The 20,644-nt window shown below is 38.0% G+C and carries 14 protein-coding genes; 1 reads left to right on the plus strand and 13 read right to left on the minus strand.

Annotated elements, in window-relative coordinates; all coding sequences use genetic code 11:
* Positions 1-84: 84 nt before the first annotated feature.
* On the plus strand, positions 85-1,836 hold the full coding sequence (locus FLACOL7796_RS00650) for an alkaline phosphatase D family protein (RefSeq protein ID WP_173968786.1): 1,752 nt from the start codon (positions 85-87) through the stop codon (positions 1,834-1,836).
* Between the two features lie 154 nt (positions 1,837-1,990).
* On the opposite strand, the gene FLACOL7796_RS00655 is transcribed toward FLACOL7796_RS00650, so the two are convergent.
* The 13 genes from FLACOL7796_RS00655 to FLACOL7796_RS00715 form a co-directional block, all read right to left on the minus strand.
* Complete coding sequence (locus FLACOL7796_RS00655; RefSeq protein ID WP_173968788.1) at positions 1,991-3,751, minus strand: alpha-keto acid decarboxylase family protein; 1,761 nt, start codon at positions 3,749-3,751, stop codon at positions 1,991-1,993.
* A 1-nt stretch (position 3,752) separates the two neighbouring features.
* Positions 3,753-5,471: a flavin monoamine oxidase family protein gene (locus tag FLACOL7796_RS00660; protein ID WP_173968790.1), complete on the minus strand. Its 1,719-nt coding sequence runs from the start codon at positions 5,469-5,471 to the stop codon at positions 3,753-3,755.
* A 135-nt stretch (positions 5,472-5,606) separates the two neighbouring features.
* Positions 5,607-6,446: an HvfC/BufC N-terminal domain-containing protein gene (locus FLACOL7796_RS00665; RefSeq protein WP_173968791.1), complete on the minus strand. Its 840-nt coding sequence runs from the start codon at positions 6,444-6,446 to the stop codon at positions 5,607-5,609.
* 9 nt (positions 6,447-6,455) lie between these two features.
* Positions 6,456-7,370, minus strand: a complete 915-nt coding sequence (gene bufB, locus FLACOL7796_RS00670; protein WP_173968793.1) for an MNIO family bufferin maturase — start codon at positions 7,368-7,370, stop codon at positions 6,456-6,458.
* Complete coding sequence (locus FLACOL7796_RS00675) at positions 7,360-7,947, minus strand: hypothetical protein (protein WP_173968795.1); 588 nt, start codon at positions 7,945-7,947, stop codon at positions 7,360-7,362. Before FLACOL7796_RS00675 ends, bufB begins: the two co-directional genes overlap by 11 nt.
* 10 nt (positions 7,948-7,957) lie before the next feature.
* Entirely contained in the window at positions 7,958-9,475 is a 1,518-nt protein-coding gene (locus FLACOL7796_RS00680; protein WP_173968796.1) for a ferritin-like domain-containing protein, read from the minus strand.
* A 130-nt stretch (positions 9,476-9,605) separates the two neighbouring features.
* On the minus strand, positions 9,606-10,580 hold the full coding sequence (locus tag FLACOL7796_RS00685; protein ID WP_173968798.1) for a heme-binding protein: 975 nt from the start codon (positions 10,578-10,580) through the stop codon (positions 9,606-9,608).
* Positions 10,581-10,950: 370 nt separating this feature from the next.
* Positions 10,951-11,616: an outer membrane beta-barrel protein gene (locus FLACOL7796_RS00690; protein ID WP_173968800.1), complete on the minus strand. Its 666-nt coding sequence runs from the start codon at positions 11,614-11,616 to the stop codon at positions 10,951-10,953.
* Positions 11,617-11,627: 11 nt separating this feature from the next.
* The gene (locus FLACOL7796_RS00695; protein WP_173968802.1) at positions 11,628-12,920 is read right to left on the minus strand and encodes a TolC family protein; all 1,293 of its coding nucleotides are present in this window, start codon (positions 12,918-12,920) and stop codon (positions 11,628-11,630) included.
* 10 nt (positions 12,921-12,930) lie between these two features.
* Entirely contained in the window at positions 12,931-16,044 is a 3,114-nt protein-coding gene (locus tag FLACOL7796_RS00700) for an efflux RND transporter permease subunit (RefSeq protein WP_173968804.1), read from the minus strand.
* Positions 16,045-16,217: 173 nt separating this feature from the next.
* The gene (locus FLACOL7796_RS00705; RefSeq protein ID WP_173968806.1) at positions 16,218-17,360 is read right to left on the minus strand and encodes an efflux RND transporter periplasmic adaptor subunit; all 1,143 of its coding nucleotides are present in this window, start codon (positions 17,358-17,360) and stop codon (positions 16,218-16,220) included.
* Between the two features lie 10 nt (positions 17,361-17,370).
* Positions 17,371-20,070: a magnesium-translocating P-type ATPase gene (gene mgtA, locus FLACOL7796_RS00710; protein WP_173968808.1), complete on the minus strand. Its 2,700-nt coding sequence runs from the start codon at positions 20,068-20,070 to the stop codon at positions 17,371-17,373.
* A gap of 11 nt (positions 20,071-20,081) precedes the next feature.
* Positions 20,082-20,642 (minus strand): manganese efflux pump, encoded by a 561-nt coding sequence (locus tag FLACOL7796_RS00715; protein WP_173968810.1) that lies wholly within the window; start codon positions 20,640-20,642, stop codon positions 20,082-20,084.
* Positions 20,643-20,644 lie beyond the last annotated feature (2 nt).

The raw sequence follows: 20,644 nt of genomic DNA on the forward strand, positions 1-20,644 counted from the left end.
GTAAATATTAATGTAAGGTAATTTTAAAAATGGCATAACCTCCGTTTTAATAATACATTGTTTTTTTGATATAAAAATTTTTTTATGGAAAATAACAATGATTTAAGCAGAAGAAGGTTTCTTAGAAATTCTTTATTGGCCGCTGGAGGAGTATTCATCGCTCCACTTATTGAAAGCTGTAGTGACGATGATAAATCGGATAACAGCGGTGCGCCGGATGGACTGAAAAATGAAGGATTTGAGACTGGAGTAGCCAGTTTTGATCCGACAGAAACAGGAGTGATTATCTGGACAAGATATTCAGTAGGTTCAGATGCTGAAATAACCTGGGAACTAAGTAAGGATGCCGGATTTTCTCAAATAATAAGAAAAGGGCAGGCAGCGGCATCATCCATAAATGATTTTACAATAGCGGTAGATGTTCAGAACATTACCTCTAATACAAAATATTATTATAGATTTTATAATGCCAAAACCAAACAAGTAACGGTTATTGGTGAAACACGTACACTGCCATCTAAAGCAGATAGTGTAAATGAAGTAAAAATGGCTGTTGTTTCCTGTTCTAATTTTCCGGCTGGACTTTTTAATGTGTATGGTGCGATCGCTTCCTCAGATGCAGATGTAGTGGTTCATCTTGGAGATTATATTTACGAATATGCACCGGGACAATACGGTACAAACCCATTTACCAATTCGCTGGGCAGAGAACATAAACCCGCCAGAGAGATTTTAAGCCTAGGTGATTACAGAGAGCGTTACAGACAATACAGAGGAGATAAAAATCTTCAGCTTCTTCATCAGAAAAAGCCTTTTATATGTGTTTGGGACGACCATGAGTTTGCCAATGATACTTATAAATCAGGTGCAGAAAATCATCAGCCTGCCGAAGGAGATTTTCAGATGAGAAAAATGGCCGCTTTTCAGGCTTACAGCGAATATATTCCACTTAAAACAGGAAAAGATCTTAGAATTTACAGAAGTTTTAATTTTGGTAATATTCTTTCGCTTTATATGATGGATACCCGAGTTATTGCCAGAGATAAGCAGATGAGCTATTCTGATTATATTGATAATGTGGGGAATTTCGATCAGACAAAATTTAGAACCGATCTTTTAAGTACCAACAGAAAATTGATTGGAAGCGAACAAATGACGTGGCTGGGATCACAGATTAATGCAGATACTGCTAAATGGAAAGTATTAGGACAGCAGATCCTGATGACAAAAATGCTGATTCCTGCAGAGTTGCTGCTGCTTTTGAATCAGGTTTTAGCAGAAGTAGATCATTTTGGAAGCGCACAGCCGGCAACTATGCAGGCGCTTATTGGTGCAATCTCTGAACTTGTTGTAATTAAAATGAGACACAAACAAAGTGATCCGTCTTTAACTGCTCAGGAAATTGCGAGAGTTACGACAACCTTGCCTTATAATCTGGATGCCTGGGATGGTTATTTTGCAGAAAGAGAACAATTGTATGCTATACTTTCAGGAAAAAATGTTGTGGTGCTGGCCGGAGATACACATAATGCCTGGATGGGTAAACTGACCAATATGCAGGGGAATTTTATAGGTACTGAAATTGCCTGTAGTTCTGTTTCTTCGCCAGGATTAGAAGCTTATCTTGGAATTACATCCGATCCTAAAAAGGCGATAGAATTAGCACAAGCATTTACCGTTTTGATAGATGATTTAGAATATGCCAATTTGTACAAGCGAGGATATACCTATCTTAAATTTACACCATCTGGTTCTGAAGCTGAATGGCGATTTGTAGACAGTGTAACAACGGAAACTACAACTACTATTACAGAGAAAAAATATACGATAGCATAGAAATTTCATTTAGTATTAATTGATTTTTTCAGAAGTCATTTCTTCACTTTTTAAATAACTACTAAAATTTTAAAAGCCATCTTAGTAATGAAAACTGAGATGGCTTTTTTTGTTTATTTTGATGAAATGTTTTAAAAATTAACCCATTTTAAACCTAGCATAAACTCCAGTTTTTATCCAGAAATTCATCCTCTCCAGGCTCTTCTGTTTTATAAGCAATTGCTTCCGGAATAGATGTTTTAGGTATGTTTACATGTATAATGGTATTTTCTTTAATATCGTCAAGCTGCTTTATAACGTCCTCGAGTTCGTCGAGAGTATTGACTTCAAAACCTTTACCTCCAAATACATCAACAAGTTTCGCATATTTCCAACGGTGCATTTCGTTGTAATCATAAACATTGTTTAAATCGGGAACGCTATATTCAACTTTGTCCGCACCACGAAACGGATTTGGATTAACAAGCATTTGTTCGATTCCATAAATACCATTATCCAAAACAAAAACAATGGTGTCGTGTTTCAGTTTATTCTGTGTAGAAATGGCCTGACAAGTTTCCTGAAAAGCACCGTCTCCAACAAATACTACTGGCCTTTTATCAGGTCTGGCACATTTTATTCCGGTTGCCGCAGGAACAGAATAACCTATCGAAAGCCATGAGGCCTGTGCTACGAAACCGTTAGGTTCTGCAATACGAATACCCTGAGCACCCAACAAAGGAAAACCCGCATCGGCAACCACTATATGCTTCTCGTCTATAAAACTATTAATTCGGCTGAAAAATGAATCGTAAGTAAGCGCTGGTTTTCCTCTTTTTGTTATCTTGTTATTAGCCAGAAAAAATGACTCAGGCAGCTGCTCTGTATCATACATTTCGTAAGCACTAAAAGTAACTTTGGTAAGTTCTTCTTTCAGGAATATCATAAAATCTCTTAGCGATACATTAGCAATATATGAAGCCCCAATACGTACACCGCTATGATTGGCAAGTACAGTATCTTCTTTCCATACATCAAAACCGCCCAGATTTTTGCCGGTCGTCCACACGCCAAGACCGATTTTTAGTTGGGCTTTTTCGAATCGTTCCTTGACATCTTTTGGCGATGCCTTGCCATTAAAAACTCCTTTGAATTTAGGATGATTTTCAGAGACGATTGATTTTCCGAGTATAGAAGTTACAAATTCTGTATCGGTAGTTTCAATCAGATCCAGGAATTCTTTTTGAATGCCATAGCGCTGGATTTCGATTCCGCCCCAGAAAATAATTTCTTTTCCTTTTGCCATTGCAGCGACTCTTTGAGCAGCTTTTCGTGCACTTGTTTGACATTTAGACGCTTCTCTTTCTACTAATGGAGCGACAGGCGGATTGCATTCCATTCGCCATACATCTTCAAAAACTTCAAGATAAACGGGTCTTCCGTATAAAATACAGGCGTTTAAAACGGAATCAATTTTATAAGGAGCATCTGATGAACCTGTAACTTGTTCAGCCGCAACGGTAACATTTCGGAACACATTGATATTGCTGTACATATCACCAGTCATATGTGATGCCAGCATACCCTGAACAAGGCTTCGCTGCTGATCTTTATTAGTCGGAGCTCCATTAATGACAAGCACGGGACAATGTTCTACATAAGAACCCGCAACTGAATTAAGCAGCGTAAATGCTCCCACGCCATACGTTACGGCTACTGCGGCGAAGCCATTTTGACGTGCGTAGGCATCAGTACAATGTCCGGCATTTATTTCATTCGTGTCGTTAACGATTTTAATTTTTGCATTTTTGTCTTCTTGAATCGTATTCAAAAACGGCGCAGTATAATTGCCTGCAATTCCAAATAAATGGGTGAGTCCTAATTGTTCCAGACGTATTTGCAGGTATTTTGCAACGGAGATTTTTTGCTGTGACATCTTAAATAGGATTATTCAGGTTACCAGTATTTTCGTTGACTTCTAATGCTGTACGGATTCCAGACTCGATGGCACCTTCAATCCAGGCATGTTTTAGCGAAGTATGTTCTCCGGCAAAATGTGCTTTTCCGTTCCATTCCGTTGAGATGATATGACGCTGTAATAATTGTAACTGTCCCGGATTAAATATCGCCGCTTCACCATAAGCATACGGGTCACGCATCCAGCTTTGCGTTGCTCCACCTATTAATTTTCCGCCTTTCTTTTTATAGTCTTTTATGCTCGAGGTAACAACAGCAAGGTCAATAATGCGCTGCTGTTCTTTCTCATCATCAGAATGCATGATAGCCAGGTTTTTAAGCGCATAAAAATATCTATCGTCGTCATCCATAGAATCCCAGCGGCTTGCTTCATCAGACCAGCAATACGATGCCAGTACAACGCCATGTCCTTTAGCTCCCAAATCATTACTTGGATAATAAGTGAAACGGTTTGAAAAATCAGTAATCGTACCTCCACCAACAATATTATAAGGAGCTTCCTGCCACCATTTCTCGCGAAATTCCAACAATATTTTAGTAGCAGAATCGTAGTGTAGTTCTCGAATTGCTTTTCGTTTAGGTTGTTTGAATTGAGGTGTTACATACACATGTCTTAATGCAGAAAAGGGGATGGTGACAATTACTTCATCAAACTCCAGATCACTCACTGGCGTTTTTAATGCTTTGAATCCTGCGTCTTCATAAAACTGAAAGTCACGTTGTACTTCAATATCCACTTCTATTTTTACCTTGTTGTTAACGAGCATCATTTTGGTCATTCTGCAATCAAAATAGGTGTTTTCTTCAAGATTATGAGCTTTAAAAAATTCATTTGGCAGCAGATCGCTTCCGCCAACAATTTCCAAAAATCGAGTAGAATCCTTGATGATATTTTGCTCAATAAAACTTTGTATAAAATCGTAAGACATTCTGGATTCAAGATTTTGCAACACTCCAATCATTTCGATAGCATTCTCTGAATACATCGAATTTTCTTTTAAGAAACGACGCATCGAATATTCTCCGTAACGCTCGATTAGCAAAGGCCAGTTTTTCTCAGGATCTTCTGCAATAAAAGCCTTAAGCGGATTAATAATATTAGCCATTAATTGGTCGGAACGCATGTTTTCGCTAGTGCCCAGATGAAAGTCCAATAGTTTGTTTACATCGACTTTAGCTCCATCTTTTCGGATATATTCATTCTGCACAACGCGTTTGCGGTTAATGTAGAAAAGGGAATTCCTGGTAACCTCAGGTTCCGGTTTAGCTGGGTCTGCCTGATAGGCGATGGCTTGTTTTTTATCTACAGACAGATAATAAAAGGGCTCGGTTTTGAGTCCGAGTTTATCAATGTATTTGAGCACCATCTGGTGTATGGTTGGTATACGCATTGCACCGGCTTCGCCATAAACTGTGTCGTCTTCAAAATATTTTTTGTTTTCAGAATTTCTGAAAGTCTTAATTCTGCCGCCAACACGCGTATTTGATTCGACTATCGTAACATTATGTCCCCCTTGTTTTAACAGACTTGCAGCTACCATTCCGGCCATTCCGGCACCAATAATTAATACGTCTTTTGCTTTATCCGTACGCGGGATTCCGTCGTCAATGTACTTTAAGTATTGCTGGATAATAGCGTCGTTGTCTTCGTCGAGTAAGCCGTGTAAATAGTTTTCCATGATGAGGTGGTTTAGTTATGGGGTTTATTTTTTGTTTTTGAATGGAATTATTTATGAATTAATTCAGTGAAATTTGATTTTTTAAGGAGAATTTTATCTGTTTTTTTGTAGAAGATGTGATTTTGATGTTTCTACTTAAACTCGAAAAAAATGAGCAGTTATCCAGGATTCCTTCCAACTGTTCCAAACTTCATCAAATAAATGAGGACTTTCTTTATATTGAGTTTTAATGAGTTCTTTGGTTTCAGTAATATTGTTTCCTTCTTTCAAATAAGTCAAAAACTCAAATTGTTCTTTATGCAAATCATAAATTGCTAATTTAAATTTGTGTCTCAGGACTACACAATAACTTTCGCTTTCAGAAGGCAAGTGGGGTTGTTTTTCATTTTTAAAATCAGAATAATATTTTCGAACAGGAAATCGAAATTGAAACAACTCACATATTGGTACGAGTTGTAGTTTATTTTCATCTGTATTGATGGTAGCTAATGGATAATCTTCTTCGGCTTTCATTTCGAAAATAACGCCAATGGCATATTCAAATCGGGCGAGTTCAATCATGAAATCAATCCAGTTTTCTTTGATATTTTCTTGGGCATCGGGTCGGTTGGTTTCGAGATAGTCTGCAAAATGAGCTCCTAAATACGCTAAATTATAATTCTGCGAAGGCTTTGAAGCGAGATAATCATCCGCGAAAGCGCAAAAAAGAGCCTCGCCTAAGGCATATTCTAAGGCGCTAAATTGCTGTGACATACAATTTCGCAAACGGGCAATATAGCTTCTTTGGTAAATACCCAAATGTTCCTGTGCGGTAAGTTTTTCAGAATGACAAATCACATCTTCAATTGAAGCAGCATTTGATTGATCCGAAAGTAAATCACCGGGATTGATTCCCGTTTGCTGGAAAGGATCCAGTAGAAGTTGCTGCATCCATTGCTGGAAATTTTTTAATGGTATTTTGGCCGTTTGCTGCATTTTTTGTGCTTATATAAATTTATTCATTTCAAAAAGATTCAATGGATTTGAAACCTGTTCTTTATCCATAAACCGAACTTCGTTATCAACTCCAATAAAGGTTTCATCCATATATTGTTTTGATTTAAGTAATTCGGAATGATAAATATCGAAGGACGGAATATTACCATCCCATTCTAATAAAACCGATGCTTCGTTTGCCAGTTGATAAGCCAGTTGAAACAATTTCCATACTTGAGAATTTACTTCTCTATCGTGTGTATCAATAATATAATTGCCACAATTTTGATGACCTGCCAAATGCATTTGTACAATTTTATCATGCGGAATTCCTTTGATATATTCTACGGGATCAAAATCATTATTGAAAGAAGACACATAAACGTTGTTGACATCCAGAAGTAATCCGCAACCCGTTTCTTCGGTCATTATTCGTAAAAATTCCCATTCCGGAAGTGTAGAATTATTAAAGGCTGCATAAGTGCTTGGATTCTCGACAATCAGTGGTCGTTCTAAATAGTCCTGCACCTGATTGATTCGGTTACAAACATGCTTTAATGATTCGTCATTTAGCGGAAGCGGAAGTAAATCGTGCGAATTGGTCGTTAAGACTCCTGTCCAGCACAAATGATCGCTAATCCAGACGGGTTGTACCTCGGCTGCCAATTGTTTTAAGCTCTTTAGGTAATCCAAATTTAGCGGATCAGTACTTCCAATAGACAAAGATACCCCGTGCATGACCACGGGATATCGTTCTGCTATTTGATGTAAAATGTGTCTTGGTCGTCCGTGTGAGTCCATGAAATTCTCAGAAATCACCTCAAACCAATCTACGGCAGGATTCTTTTTCAGAATATGCTCGAAATGCTGGCTTCTAAGTCCTAAACCCAACCCTAAATTGGGTAATCCGAGTCTAGTTGCCATTGTTTTTTGGTTTACAATTTGAGAGACTTTCCGGTAGTTTTTTGGCACTTTCCTGTTCCATTTTCAAAACTCTTAGATCAGCAGCAATCTTTCTTTCGGCAGGATTGTTGATGTAAGAGCAAGATCTTGAACCACTTTGGCCGCAAGAAGAATAATCGACACCTGTTGTATGGCGAATGGTATTTACGTAATCTTCACTTGGTCCGTATGGTAGCGGAGCTGGGCCAAATTCCTCACCATTTTCTTTTCTTTGTTCTTCAAAACGTATTCTGGCTAACTGCCAAACGCTAAGTCCTTTATTGGGACCTTGCGCCATAAAACGAGAAGATAAAATGGGTACACCACAGCTACCCTGATAGCGGCATTCGTTTTGACCCGGATGACAAAATTCTTCGGTAGTGCCAAAAATACCGCAACCACCTTGTCCTTTGCACTCGTTTAAAGTGTGGCAAGGATGACCAACTGCTGTTGAGCAATCTCCCTTTCCTGCACAGTCATTATTTCCTGAATATCCTGCATTTTTGCATGAATTAAGCCCCATACATACATGAAGCTCTCTATTTACTAGTTCTGACATAATATGTTTTTTAAGATTGGTGGGTATATGGGGTACTTGGTACTTTAGGCACATCGGCTACAATGCTATAATCTAGACCTACATCTGGCAGAGCTGGAAAATAATTGTCGTATTTGGGATCTGTTGCCCAACTCCAGTTAGGATCTGCTTTAGCCAATTGATCGACTAAATTCATAATTTGTGCTTTAGGTCTTAGGGAACTTTGCTCAAATAAATAAGGCTCAAATGTCAGAGCGCCTTGATAGGTTGTATTGTCTTTAGTATAAGTGTATTTATTGATTTGATTTCCAACACCACTCAAAAGCCAGATCATCGATTTATGAATACCGTACATGAATAGATCGTATTGAGTGCTTTCGTCTTTGTAATAGCAGGCTTCAATCATTAAAAGAATATAAGCAAAAACGGCATTACCTAATTCTGAGCATAATGCCAATGCCTCGTTACCTGAAGCAGTATAATCGGCTGTTTGAGGATTAGCATCAGTATTATATACAAAATAGCTAAAGAAATCGTCTAAGCCCTGAATTTTACTAAACTTTTCCTGATAGTAACCACCAAAACTGTAGACTTCCAGGAATTTGGCAAAGTGAGCCAGTTCTTTTCCGGTATCATCATAATCACCTGGCCAAAAAACAGCCTTTCCATCAACAATTTCCAATGGAACAGGCATTTTATTTTCACCCCATTCTAAGATATGTTGTTGGTCATCACTTTTTCCTTCTCCTTGTTCAATAATACGTCCTATAGCTTCAATTGCTGAATTAGCATCATATACTCCAAGAAGTCCGCCACTTTCATCTTCATTTGCAAACTGAGGATTGTGGTCTCTGTCATAATGCACAGTATTCATGGAATTTTGAGAATAGAATGGTCTCGCACCTCCTGAATCATCCGGAGGAAGCAATTGTGGTCTGTAATTATAGGGTCCGGGAAAATCTTCTTTTATACACGTAATAATTAATTCGTACAAGCGACCAATAGTCTTATATTCAATTGTATTTAATAATTGTTTGTCTTTGTAAGGATCTTCAAACGGTTCAGGGCTTTCTATCTGTAGGAAAGTAGTCAATTGATTTAACGATAATTTTGCAGCATTAATTTGAAACTCGGGGATATGTCCGTCTAATTGTGTTGGAAAAGATAATATTTTTCCAATTCCCATTAGATCGGGAGCGATTTGACAAACAGCTTGTTTCACATTGCATGCAAGAGCAAGATGCAGCATTTCTTCGATAACAACACTCATAATTAAAGCTGCTGCTTTATTAGAATAAACCAATACGTCGACTTTCAGTTCTTGTGCCAATGCATCAATTTCTGCAGGATTAAGTTTGCCGGCTTGAGTAAGCTGAGCATGAATTTTAGCGTACAATGCGTCCTGATTCTGTGCTCTGTTTATCGAATAATAGGTAGATAAATATGTTGGGATAGTAGCAAGTTCAAGCGCAATTGCTTGCTGCATTACTTCCGGGATATTTTCTTTTGTTACCGTATCCGAAAATTTAAAAAGTTTTTTTGTTTCCATGTAGTTATTTTTTTTTGGCAATAGGTTTATTTGTAATCTTTCTTGTTTTAAATTTTTATACGTACCTGTAAACTGCGAATGTTATCGGTTTATCCAGTTCCATATTCAGTATTCAGGTTTGTGCAAATGTTTATACCTTTTGCAAAGTATTGGCGTCAATATGTAGAAATTGAGTAGGAATACCATTAATCAAAAACTGTAAAACAATATTTTGAATGTATTGCAACTGAACTGTTCCGTTACTCAAAGTTTCAACATACCAAGTTGTTTCCATTGAAATTACCTTTCCAAAAGAATTTTCAAAATTGATATTATTTACTCCGCCACCATGATTATTAGTACTTACCGTAATACTGGAATAGCTTGTAACTGTAATTCCGTTAGCATTTAATGAACTCAATTGCTGTGTGAGATAGGTTGACGGATCAATAATAGATTGGTCTGTAAAAGGTAATTGAGTTCTGTCGGCGGTTGGAAAAAGTGGATTGCCTGTTCCGGTAACAACTGGTCCTCCAACCATTAAAATGGAAACGCCGTGTGGTACCGAAATTTGTTTGTTGTATTGAGTCGTTGGATCTTGTGTTGGAATAATAGTATTGTCAGCAACTGTACCCGGACCGTAAGGACCTTCCAGTTGAGGTTGTATTGCGTGGTAAAGCCAAGTGCCATTTTCGGCATGAATTAAAGTGTTTTCTATAGGTTGTGCTCCGTTTGGATCGGCATTGTTAGCAATGTAAACTCTTTGTTCATAAAAGAGTACGCCACTTGTTTGTGTGTATCGACCCTCGCGATTTGGTGCTCCGCCTGCTATAGCCGAAAAAGAAATTTCTTCAAAATAAGGGAAGTTTTTAGTGATATAACCACTTGGAACATCTGCCTGAGGTAATGGCATAACATTGTAACCCGTAGCTTGGACTCCCGTGGGACTATTCCAGGTACCAATAAAATTATTTAAAAGTCCGAGATTGGATGTACCAATAACTGTTGGCTGATTGGTCGTTGTTACAATTGGAGTTGTAATGTCTGGTATTACAGCTGGTGTCGAAGCAGCTTGTTGCGCCAGATAAGGGCAAGTTTGTGTTTCCTGGTTAGTTGAATTTTCCATGTTGTAGGTTCTTGTTTAGATTGCTTTTTGGGGTAATTATTTATTCATAAAATTACTACGATGAAAAAGCTTAAATAAAAAAAAAGACATGAGTCCCGGATTTTTATGCATAAGAGACTGAAAAAGCTGTATGGATTTTTTTTGGGGTTTTGAAGCGTAAATGATTGAAATAAGATTTAGTTTCATTTAATAATTTGAACCTAACCGCTGTATTGCTTTATTTTACTGGATTTCGAGTTTCCGGAAGATTTTTTTTTGAATTTTTAGCAATGAAATATTACCATAAAAAAAAAGGCCTAATGAAAATTAGGACTTTTTTGGTGAGGGGAGTGGAATGATAACCACTAAATATATTGGGATATTAAGCAAATCACGGATTTTTAAAAGTATATCCAACCGTGACAAAGAAACTTTCGTTGTAAATCTTCCATTGTGGTTTGGTATTGGCATTTTCGATAAGCGGAACAAATCCTTTAATGTATCTGCCGCCTAAACGAATACCATTTGAAAATTCATAGTTTAAACCAGCGGTAAATCCGGCATCTATTTTTTGACTGTATTTACTTGGCGTTGTACCGTTTCCGTAGAGTGATGTATCGGTATATAAATTTCCGTCGGGATCTTTGCGCTGTAAGGAAGCATTTAGCAAAATTCCAATATACGGACCTGCAAAGAGCTGTATTCCTTTGTAATAAAAAGCAGGACTTACGGGAAATAATTCAATATACTGCCGTTTAAATTTACTTTTATAATCGCCGTTTAATGTATCATTTAATTGAAGCGAAACCAATTTCCGGCTGTAAAATACCTCGTGTTTTAATCCAAAGTATTTTGATATTTTATTGTCAAGTGTAATTCCAATGGTTTGGCCAGTTAAGCTTTTTGGCGCTCCGCCTGTTGATAAACTGTCAACATTTTGACCATTTAATGAGGATCCGTTTATACCAGCGCTAATGCCAAAAGTAAGCCCAGTTTCCTGTGCATTAACTTTTAACAGAGAACAGAGCAGGAATAATATTATATAGATTTTTTTCATTGTTACAGATTTTAAAAATTAATATCCCAGATACCCGCTGTTTTTTCCAGTTCTACTAAAGATGCAGCATAATTGTACAGGGTTTCATGATAACTAAGCTGTGTTTCGTTATAAGTTCGCTGTGCATTTAATACCTCAAGTAAAGTGGTTTCGCCGCGTTTGTAACTATAAACTTTTCCGTCCAGCAGTTTTTTTGCATCAGCCAATAAACCGGTATCAAACTGTTTAACTTGTTTTTGTGCAGTGAGATAAGCAAACCATGCTTTCCGAACTTCAGTTTGAATTTGTAACTCCGTTTGTTTGTACACAACGTCGGCTTGCTGTAAGCTGTATTCGGCGGCTTTTAATTCTCCTTTGTTTCGATTTGAAAATTTAAGAGGAATCGTAATTCCAGCAGAAACGGCGTTAGAAGATGGAGTAGGAGCCACAACATTAGTAACAACAGAAGCATTTTCTAAACCAAAACTCAATCCCAAATCCAAAATTCTATTGGCTTTGGTTAATTTTAAAACTTCCTGAGCGACATTTTTGTTTTTAAGAGCTGCAAGCAAGTCGGTTCTATTGTTTTGAGCCGTAACGATAAGTTCATTCAAATTAAATATGCGTTCAAATTTTGTCAAATCACCCGAAGGTAAATACAACGTATCTGCTTTTTGATTTCCCAGCATTGTACCCAATTCCAAAAGAGCTGATTTCCAATCGGCTTCACTTTGGTACACATCATTTAGCATTGAATTGGCTTCCAGTTTACTTTGACGGGCATCAATCTCCGTAATACTTCCTAGTTTAAAACGGATGCTGTCTGTAGCAGCAATATTTTTAAGAATAGTATAGGAGTTGAACTGCACTTTAAAAATCTGTTTCTGTTTTAATCCGGTTAAATAATTTAAAGTAGCCTCGGCTCTAAGATTTCTAAAATAATCTTCTAATAAAGTTTTGGTTAGTTCTGCTGTACTTTTGGCCACATTTATTCGGGCCTTTCTTTTGCCTCCCAATTCAAGCGTCCAGCTTAATTCGGTAGAAAAACCATAACCCATCTGCATTCTGCGCTGGCCATTATCACTTGCACCAACAGCCAGTTCCGGATCCGGAAAAACTTTTGAAGCTTCAGTATTAGCCTGTGCCATATCTACATTAAATTTTTCGGCTGCATATCCCAGATTATTTTTGCTGACCAAAGAAAGAAAATCAGGATAGTTCATTTTTGCCGAAACGAATGTCGTATCAATCTGGGCATTTAATACTGCCGAAAAAGACAGCAGTATCAAAAGTGTTACCCATTTTTGTTTTATATTTTTAATCATAAATATCATTTTATTGAGAATCAGTTTCGTGTTGTTTTGCCGTTTCTGCCCAATCAAATTTTTTCTCGATGAGATAATAAAGTGATGGCAAAGCAAAAAGGGTCAGGATGGTAGAAAATAAAAGTCCGTAAACAATAACCGTTGCCAAAGGTCTTTGCACATCGCTGCCTATTCCTGTTGCCAGTGAAGCAGGTAATAATCCTAATACCGCCACTGTGGCTGTCATTAAAACAGGACGGAAACGCTGTTTTGCACCATTGGTTACAGATTCTATAAGCGTCATTCCGTTTTTGCGAAGCTGATTAATATGAGAAATCATGATAACTCCATTTTGTATGGCTACTCCAAATAAGGCTATAAAACCTACTGCCGAGGAAACATTTAAGGTCATACCGCGAACATTTAAAGCCAGCATTCCGCCAAATAATGCCAGAGGAACGATACTCATTAACAATCCAGCCTGACGGAATTTTCCAAAAGCACCGTACAGCAGTACAAACATAATGGCAAGCGCTAACGGAACGATAATAGCCAGATGACCGTAGGCACGTTCCTGATTTTCAAATTGGCCTCCCCATTTTATTTTAAATTCTTCATGATTGTATTTTACTTCTTTTTCAATTCTGGCTTGCGCTTCTTTTAGAAAAGAGCTCAAATCATTGCCTCGCAGGTTTAAACGAACGGTTAGATGACGTTTGTTCGTTTCACGGGCAATGGTGCTTTCTCCCGTATTGAGTTTGATATCGCATACTTGTGATAAAGGAATTTTTACGCCTTCGGAATTTGTGAGCATTAAGTTTCCTATTTTCTCCGGATTATTACGGCTTTCTTCATTGTATCTTGCTGTAATATCATAGACTTTGTTGCCTACAAAAATCTGTGAAACGGCTTTTCCTCCCATAGCCACTTCTATAAGTTCAGATACATCATCTACATTTAAACCGTACTGCGCAATTTTCTGACGGTCTGCAATTACTTGTATCTGTGGTAACGGCGGTTCCTGATCGATAGCCAGATCAACAGCACCTTTAACGTCTTTCAGCGTTTTGATGATGTCTTCGGCAATTCTTCGGGTTTCTTTATAATCTTCGCCATATACTTTTACAACCAATTCGCTGTGTGCTCCCGAAATTTTATCCATTACGCCATCAATCATAGGCTGCGAAAAACCAATATTATAACCGGGCATCGTCGCATATTCAGCAGCAAGTTCTTTGATTAGGTCTTCTTTCGTTTTTCCTGATTTCCATTCGCTGTAAGGTTTTAAACCCACACTGCATTCATAGTGAGAAGGTGTCCAGGCATCGGTTCCGTCATCATTTCGTCCAGCCTGCACCATCATATAAGTTACTTCTTCGTGTTTTAAAGTTCTGTGACGCAGGCTATCGCTCATTTCTTTAGATTTCTCTAAGGTGATTCCCGGCGGTAACGAAACTTGGAGCCAGATTGAACCTTCGTCTAAAGGCGGTAAAAAATCTTTTCCAACCGTTATAGTAAGTACTAAAGCAAGTGCTAATACGGCTATTAAAGGCGCAAATACCTTTTTGGGCGCCTGCATTATTTTTTGAATTCGGTTATGATAAGCGCTGGTTAATTTATCCAGCCATTTGTTATGATACATTTTTTGCGGCTTTCGGTAAATAAAATAAGCCAATCCCGGAATTAGTAATAAAGCAACCAATAAAGCACCGAAAAGCGCATAACCAACAGTAAATGCCATAGGCGTAAATAACTTTTTCTCTACTCTTTCAAAAGCAAACAATGGCAAGTATGCTGTGATGATGATAAGAGTGGCAAAGAAAATGGGACGCGCAACACTTTTTACGCTGCTGGCAACGCTATTTTCGGTGAGTTCTTTAGTTTCGTCATCTTCCCGTTTTTTCAGAATAGTTTCCATCATTACGATCGCGCCGTCGACAATAATTCCGAAATCTATTGCGCCAAGCGAAAGCAGATTGGCCGGAATATTCGTGAATTTCATTAGAATAAAAGCAATCAAAAGCGAAATTGGAATCGTAATTGCTACTAATAAGGCGCCTCTCCAACTGCCTAGGAATACAATTAATACAATAATTACCAAAGCCATTCCTTCCAGCAATGTATGCGAAACGGTAGTAAGGGTAGTATTTACCAAATTGGTTCTGTCCAGAAAAGCATGAATTTTAACGCCTTCCGGAAGGTAATTTTTGTTTAGATCGGCTACGGCTTCGTTAACGCCTTTTAATACCACTGATGGATTTTGGTTTTTTAGCAAAAGCACAATTCCTTCAATATTATCTGAGTAATCAACGCCTCGTTTATCGGTATATCCTAATGCGCCTTTGCGTTCCAGATTTCCGTATTTTAGTTTTCCAATATCATTTAGATAAACCGGAACTCCGTTAACAGATTTCACTACAATGCGCCCCATGTCATCCAGATTTTTCACCAGACCAATACCGCGTACGACATACGACTGATCACCGCGGTTAATGACGCTTCCGCCTACATTGGCGTTGTTTTTTTCGATCGTTTCGGTTATTTCACTCAGCGATAATCCGTATTGTTCTATTTTGCGCGGATCCAATTCAATTTGATATTGTGTTGTGATTCCTCCAAAATTGGTTACATCGGCAACACCCGAAACCTGTTTTATACGAGGTACAATTGTATATTCCTGCAATTCACTCAGTTTTCGCAGATCATAACCTTTACTTTCAATTATGTAGCGATAAATTTCACCCGTAGGAGAGGTAAGCGGATCTAAACCCGGCGCTGCTGCATAAGGCAGTTCAACATCGCTTAAACGTTCCTGAATTCGGGTTCGGGCAAAGTAATCTTCGACACCATCATCAAAAACAATGGTAACCATAGATAAGCCAAAAGTACTTTTGCTTCGCATTACATGCATTCCGGGTAATCCGTTAATGGCACGCTCGATTGGAATCGTAATTTGCTGTTCAACTTCTTCTGCGGCAAGTCCGGGAACCTGCGTTACAACCTGAGAAGTAACATCGCCAATATCGGGATAGGCTTCAACTGAAAGCTGTGTCCACGAATAATAGCCAAATAAGGAGAGGAGCAGAAATAACGCCAGAATCAGCCAGCGTTTTGCTATTGTTGTTTCGAATATATTTTTTTTCATTTTTTTTGAGGTGCTGAGGTGCTGAGATACTAAGGTTCTAAGTTGCTTTGGCTCTAAGGTTTTTGCTTGCTTGCTTTGCATTTTTTAGCCACTCCCGATAGCTATCGGGATAAAAGATTTTAATGATTTTAACTTTGATCCCGATGGGTATCGGGATTGGGTTAATTTTCAGATTATTTTGCTTCAAGGAGATAAAAGGCTCCTTCGCTTATAATGGTTTCATTTGGTTGTAATCGTGACTGGATGGCTATTTTCCCGTTTTGCGATACTCCGGTTTCTACATAACGACGTGCATATTTTCCATTTGCTAATTGAACAAATACAAAGCTTTTGTCGTTAAATTGCAGTACGGCTTTTGCGGGAACAAAAAGCGTATTTACGGGTGTGTCGGTAAAATTTACAGATACATACATGCCGGGTTTAAGCAGATGATCTGCATTGGCGCATTCAATTAAAACCTGAACGCTTCGGGTCGTTTCGTCGATTATTTCATCAACGTGGAATATTTTTCCTGTGATTTTCTTGTCAGGATAAGCTCCGGCCTGAATTTCGGCTTTATCTAATTCATGAATAAACCGAATGTCTTTTTCCTTAATCTGCCCTGCAACCCATACTTTTTTCAGATCGGCAATTTTGGCTTTGGGAGCATCTTCTTCTTTTAAAAATTGTCCCATAACCAACTCATTGGTAATTACTTCTCCGGCAATGGGAGAAGTAACTACTAATGGCTGTCCAAAAACTAATTTGTTGATATTAACTCCAAATATTTTTAAGCTTGCGGCTGCATTTTGATATTCTTTTTCGATGACTTCAAAACTGGTTTCTGCTTCCTCCAAATCCTTTTGAGAACCTACGCCGTGAGCTTTTAAATCCTGCTGGCGTTTTAAAGAAAGTTTAGCAGTCTGATAACCGGATTTTGCCTGAAAAAAGTTTTTTTGTGCATCTGTAAAATCAGGTGAAACCATTTCAAAAAGGGGTGTTCCGGCCTGGGTTTTCATTCCCAGTTTTAAAAATACTTTGGTTACTCTTCCGGAAAATGGTGGAGCAATCTCGGCATACGAGTTCGGAATTGCCTTAACTGTACCGGCAGTTTGTAATTCAAATTCATAAGGTTCATTTTTTACGGTTTCCAGTTTTAATTTAGAAGCAATCATCGATTTTGCCGGAACTACAATGGTATCGCCTTGTAAAGAAAAAGCCTCGTTTTCTTTCATTTCGGTTTTATTGTGACAGGCTGTTAATGCGGCTGCAGCAATTAGTGTTATTAAGAGATTTTTGCATTCGAATTGTTTACTGTTTTTAGTTTTTAGTTTCATACGTTTAATTTTATAACCACTGATTGAATTTTTTGATAAACCATGTTTTAACAAATTGTGTAAGCAGGCAATAGCAGGTTAGTATGCCAAATAAAAATGGGAAATAGCTTAACGGAAGTGGCTGCATTTTTAACATGGGTGCCAATGGCGAAAACGGAATCGCGATACCCACCAGCATGATTAATGTTGTTAAGGCCACTACAGGTGTTGCTGCCCAGCTTTGTATAAATGGAATTTTTTTGGTTCGTATCATGTGAATAATCAATGTTTGAGAAAGCAATCCTTCTATAAACCAGCCGCTTTGAAAAAACGATTGGAGTTCCGGGCTGTTTGCTTTGAAGTAAAAGAACATCAGAGCAAATGTTGCAAAGTCAAAAATGGAACTGATTGGACCAATGAAAAACATAAATCTCTGAATACTTGAAGCATCCCATTTTTTAGGTTTTTTCAAAAAGTCTTCATCCATTCGATCCCACGGAATAGCGGTTTGTGATATATCGTATAATAAATTTTGAGTTAATAATTGTACCGGAAGCATTGGTAAAAAAGGCAGGAAAGCACTTGCTCCAAGCATGCTGAACATATTACCAAAGTTGCTGCTGGCGGTCATTTTGATGTATTTGATGATGTTGCCAAAGGTTCTACGACCGTAAATAACGCCTTTGCGCAATACCATTAAATCTTTTTCTAATAAAATAATATCGGCACTTTCTTTGGCGATATCTACAGCAGTGTCTACGCTGATTCCTACATCGGCCTCCTTAAGCGCAGCGGCATCATTTATACCATCGCCCATAAACCCAACGGTGTGTCCTTTTTCGCGTAATGCTTTTACAACTCTTACTTTTTGCAGTGGACTCAATTTGGCAAAAATGGAAACATCATCAATACGGTCTGCAAGTTCCTGCTGTGTCATGGTTTCTAACTCGGTGCCCAGAACAATGTTTTTTACTGGAATTCCAACATCGTTACATATTTTTTTGGTTACGATTTCATTATCGCCGGTAAGGACTTTAACTCCAATTCCTAATCCCTGAAGCGCTGCAATACTTGGTTTTGCCGATGGTTTTGCAGGATCAAGAAAACCAATAAATCCAGTTAAGGTTAGATTGTTTTCGTCTTGTACAGAATAGGTTAGGGGATGTTTTCCGTCAAACTCACGTATGGCAACTAATAAAACTCTTAAGCCTTCTTCGTTCATTTTTTTAGAAGTCTGCAAAACCGTATTGTGCATCTTTTTATCCATTGGGATTACTTTGTCGTTTTCAAGGTGAAGCTCTTTGTCTTCGCCTGGATCGAAACTGTGAGAACACAAATCGAGAATTTCTTCGACCGCACCTTTGCAGATTAAAAGATGATTTCCGTTTCTCATTTTCAAAATAACCGACATACGTCTGCGTTGAAAATCAAAAGGAATTTCATCTACTTTCATGAAGTATTCTTCTACTTTTAAATAATCATGAAGTTCAACATGCTCCAGAACAGCTTTGTCGAGTATATTTTTTAATCCCGTTTGATGAAAACTATTCAGGTAAGCCCATTTTAAAACTTCGTCATCTTCTGCTCCCAAAACATTTAAATGTTTTTCAAGTACAATTTTATCCAGAGTCAGCGTGCCCGTTTTATCTGTGCATAGAATATCCATCGCACCTATATTTTGAATGGCGTTTAATCGTTTTACAATCACTTTGTGTTTGCTCATATTCATGGCGCCTTTGGCCAGATTAGCAGTCACAATCATTGGCAGCATTTCAGGAGTTAATCCCACCGCAACGGCAATGGCAAATAACAAAGCCTGCATCCAGTCTCCTTTTAAGAAACCATTTACCAGGAAAATTACAGGAACCATAACCAGCATGAAACGAATCAATAGGTAACTAACTTTGTTTATCCCGATATCAAAAGCAGTTTCGGGTCTGTTGCCCAGAATAGTTTTACTGATACTTCCAAAATAAGTTCGGTTTCCGGTTGCCACCACAATCGCCATTGCCGTACCACTTACGACATTGGTTCCCATAAAACAAAGATTATTGAGTTCTACAGGTTGTTTAGTATCGGCATCACGAATGGGCAGAAATGTTTTTTCTACCGGCAAAGCTTCTCCTGTCAGCATGGATTCGCTGATAAATAAATCTTTACTTTGCATAATACGGCAGTCAGCAGGCACCATATCACCGGCAGATAAGAAAACAATATCTCCCGGAACCAGTTCTGTCATGGCAATTTCTTTTTTGCCCATAAATTTTCGAAGCACTGTGGCCGTGGTTTTCACCATGCTTTTTAGTTTATCTGCAGCCTGATTGCTTCTAAACTCCTGAAAAAACCGAAGCAAAGCACTAAAAAGCACCATAACTGCCACCATAATAATGGTTTTATAATCGGCTTCTCTCGGTGCAGCAAGCCAGACATCTACAACAAAAGATATGATGGCTATAACCAGCAGGATGAAAATAAACGGATTAATAAAAGCTTTAAATAATTGCTTTAGCCATGAGGGTGCCTTGTCATGCTGTACTTCATTAGGTCCGTATTTTTTAATACGTTCGTTTGAGGTTGGCATGCTGATTCCTGCTTCTGAACTCTCGAGCATAGCATAGACAAAATTAGAATCGCTTCGGGAAGCGTTTCGCAATTTTGTAGATGTTCCTTCGTTCATTCCATTGTTGGCCAAGGAATAGAAGGGGTGCTTAATTTTCTCTTTTGCACTCATTGTTGTAATTATTAAATAGTATTGATTAAAAAAATTATGACTCCGCTGAAAATCATAACTATGGCTGAAATTTTGATTAATTGAATGGCCTTAACCGAATTGAAATATTTTAAAGACCAGCCAATCAAAAGGAAAAACAGTAAACATGGAATTACGGTTTTGTAAATAGTAAGCGGCTCAATCTTTAAGAGACTTAAGGCAAAACCCAGCACAAAAAGATATACTGATGAAGCAAGGGCAATGTTTAAAAAGTCGTCTAAGTCCGGAAAGGTTTTATGGTTTCGTATTACTTTTATTTTAAATTCCTGAATCATCTTAACGGCTATCGAAAATAGCATGGTTACCGCGATCCATTTTTCCTGATTTTTTATGCTGCTTGTTACTAATGCTGCGGTCCAATACCCGTATTTTATAACCTGTAATTGTATCGTAAACAAAACAAGCTGCAACAGAATTGTTTTTTTTGATTTGGTAAAAGCAATCGTATTCAGACTCATTTTAGACAGCAGTAAATTATCTGCAGTAATCCCTAAAGTGATTAAAAGAACTGCAATAGAAATGGATAATGTCATGA

This window comes from Flavobacterium bizetiae, assembly GCF_902804475.1.
Taxonomy (GTDB): domain Bacteria; phylum Bacteroidota; class Bacteroidia; order Flavobacteriales; family Flavobacteriaceae; genus Flavobacterium; species Flavobacterium bizetiae.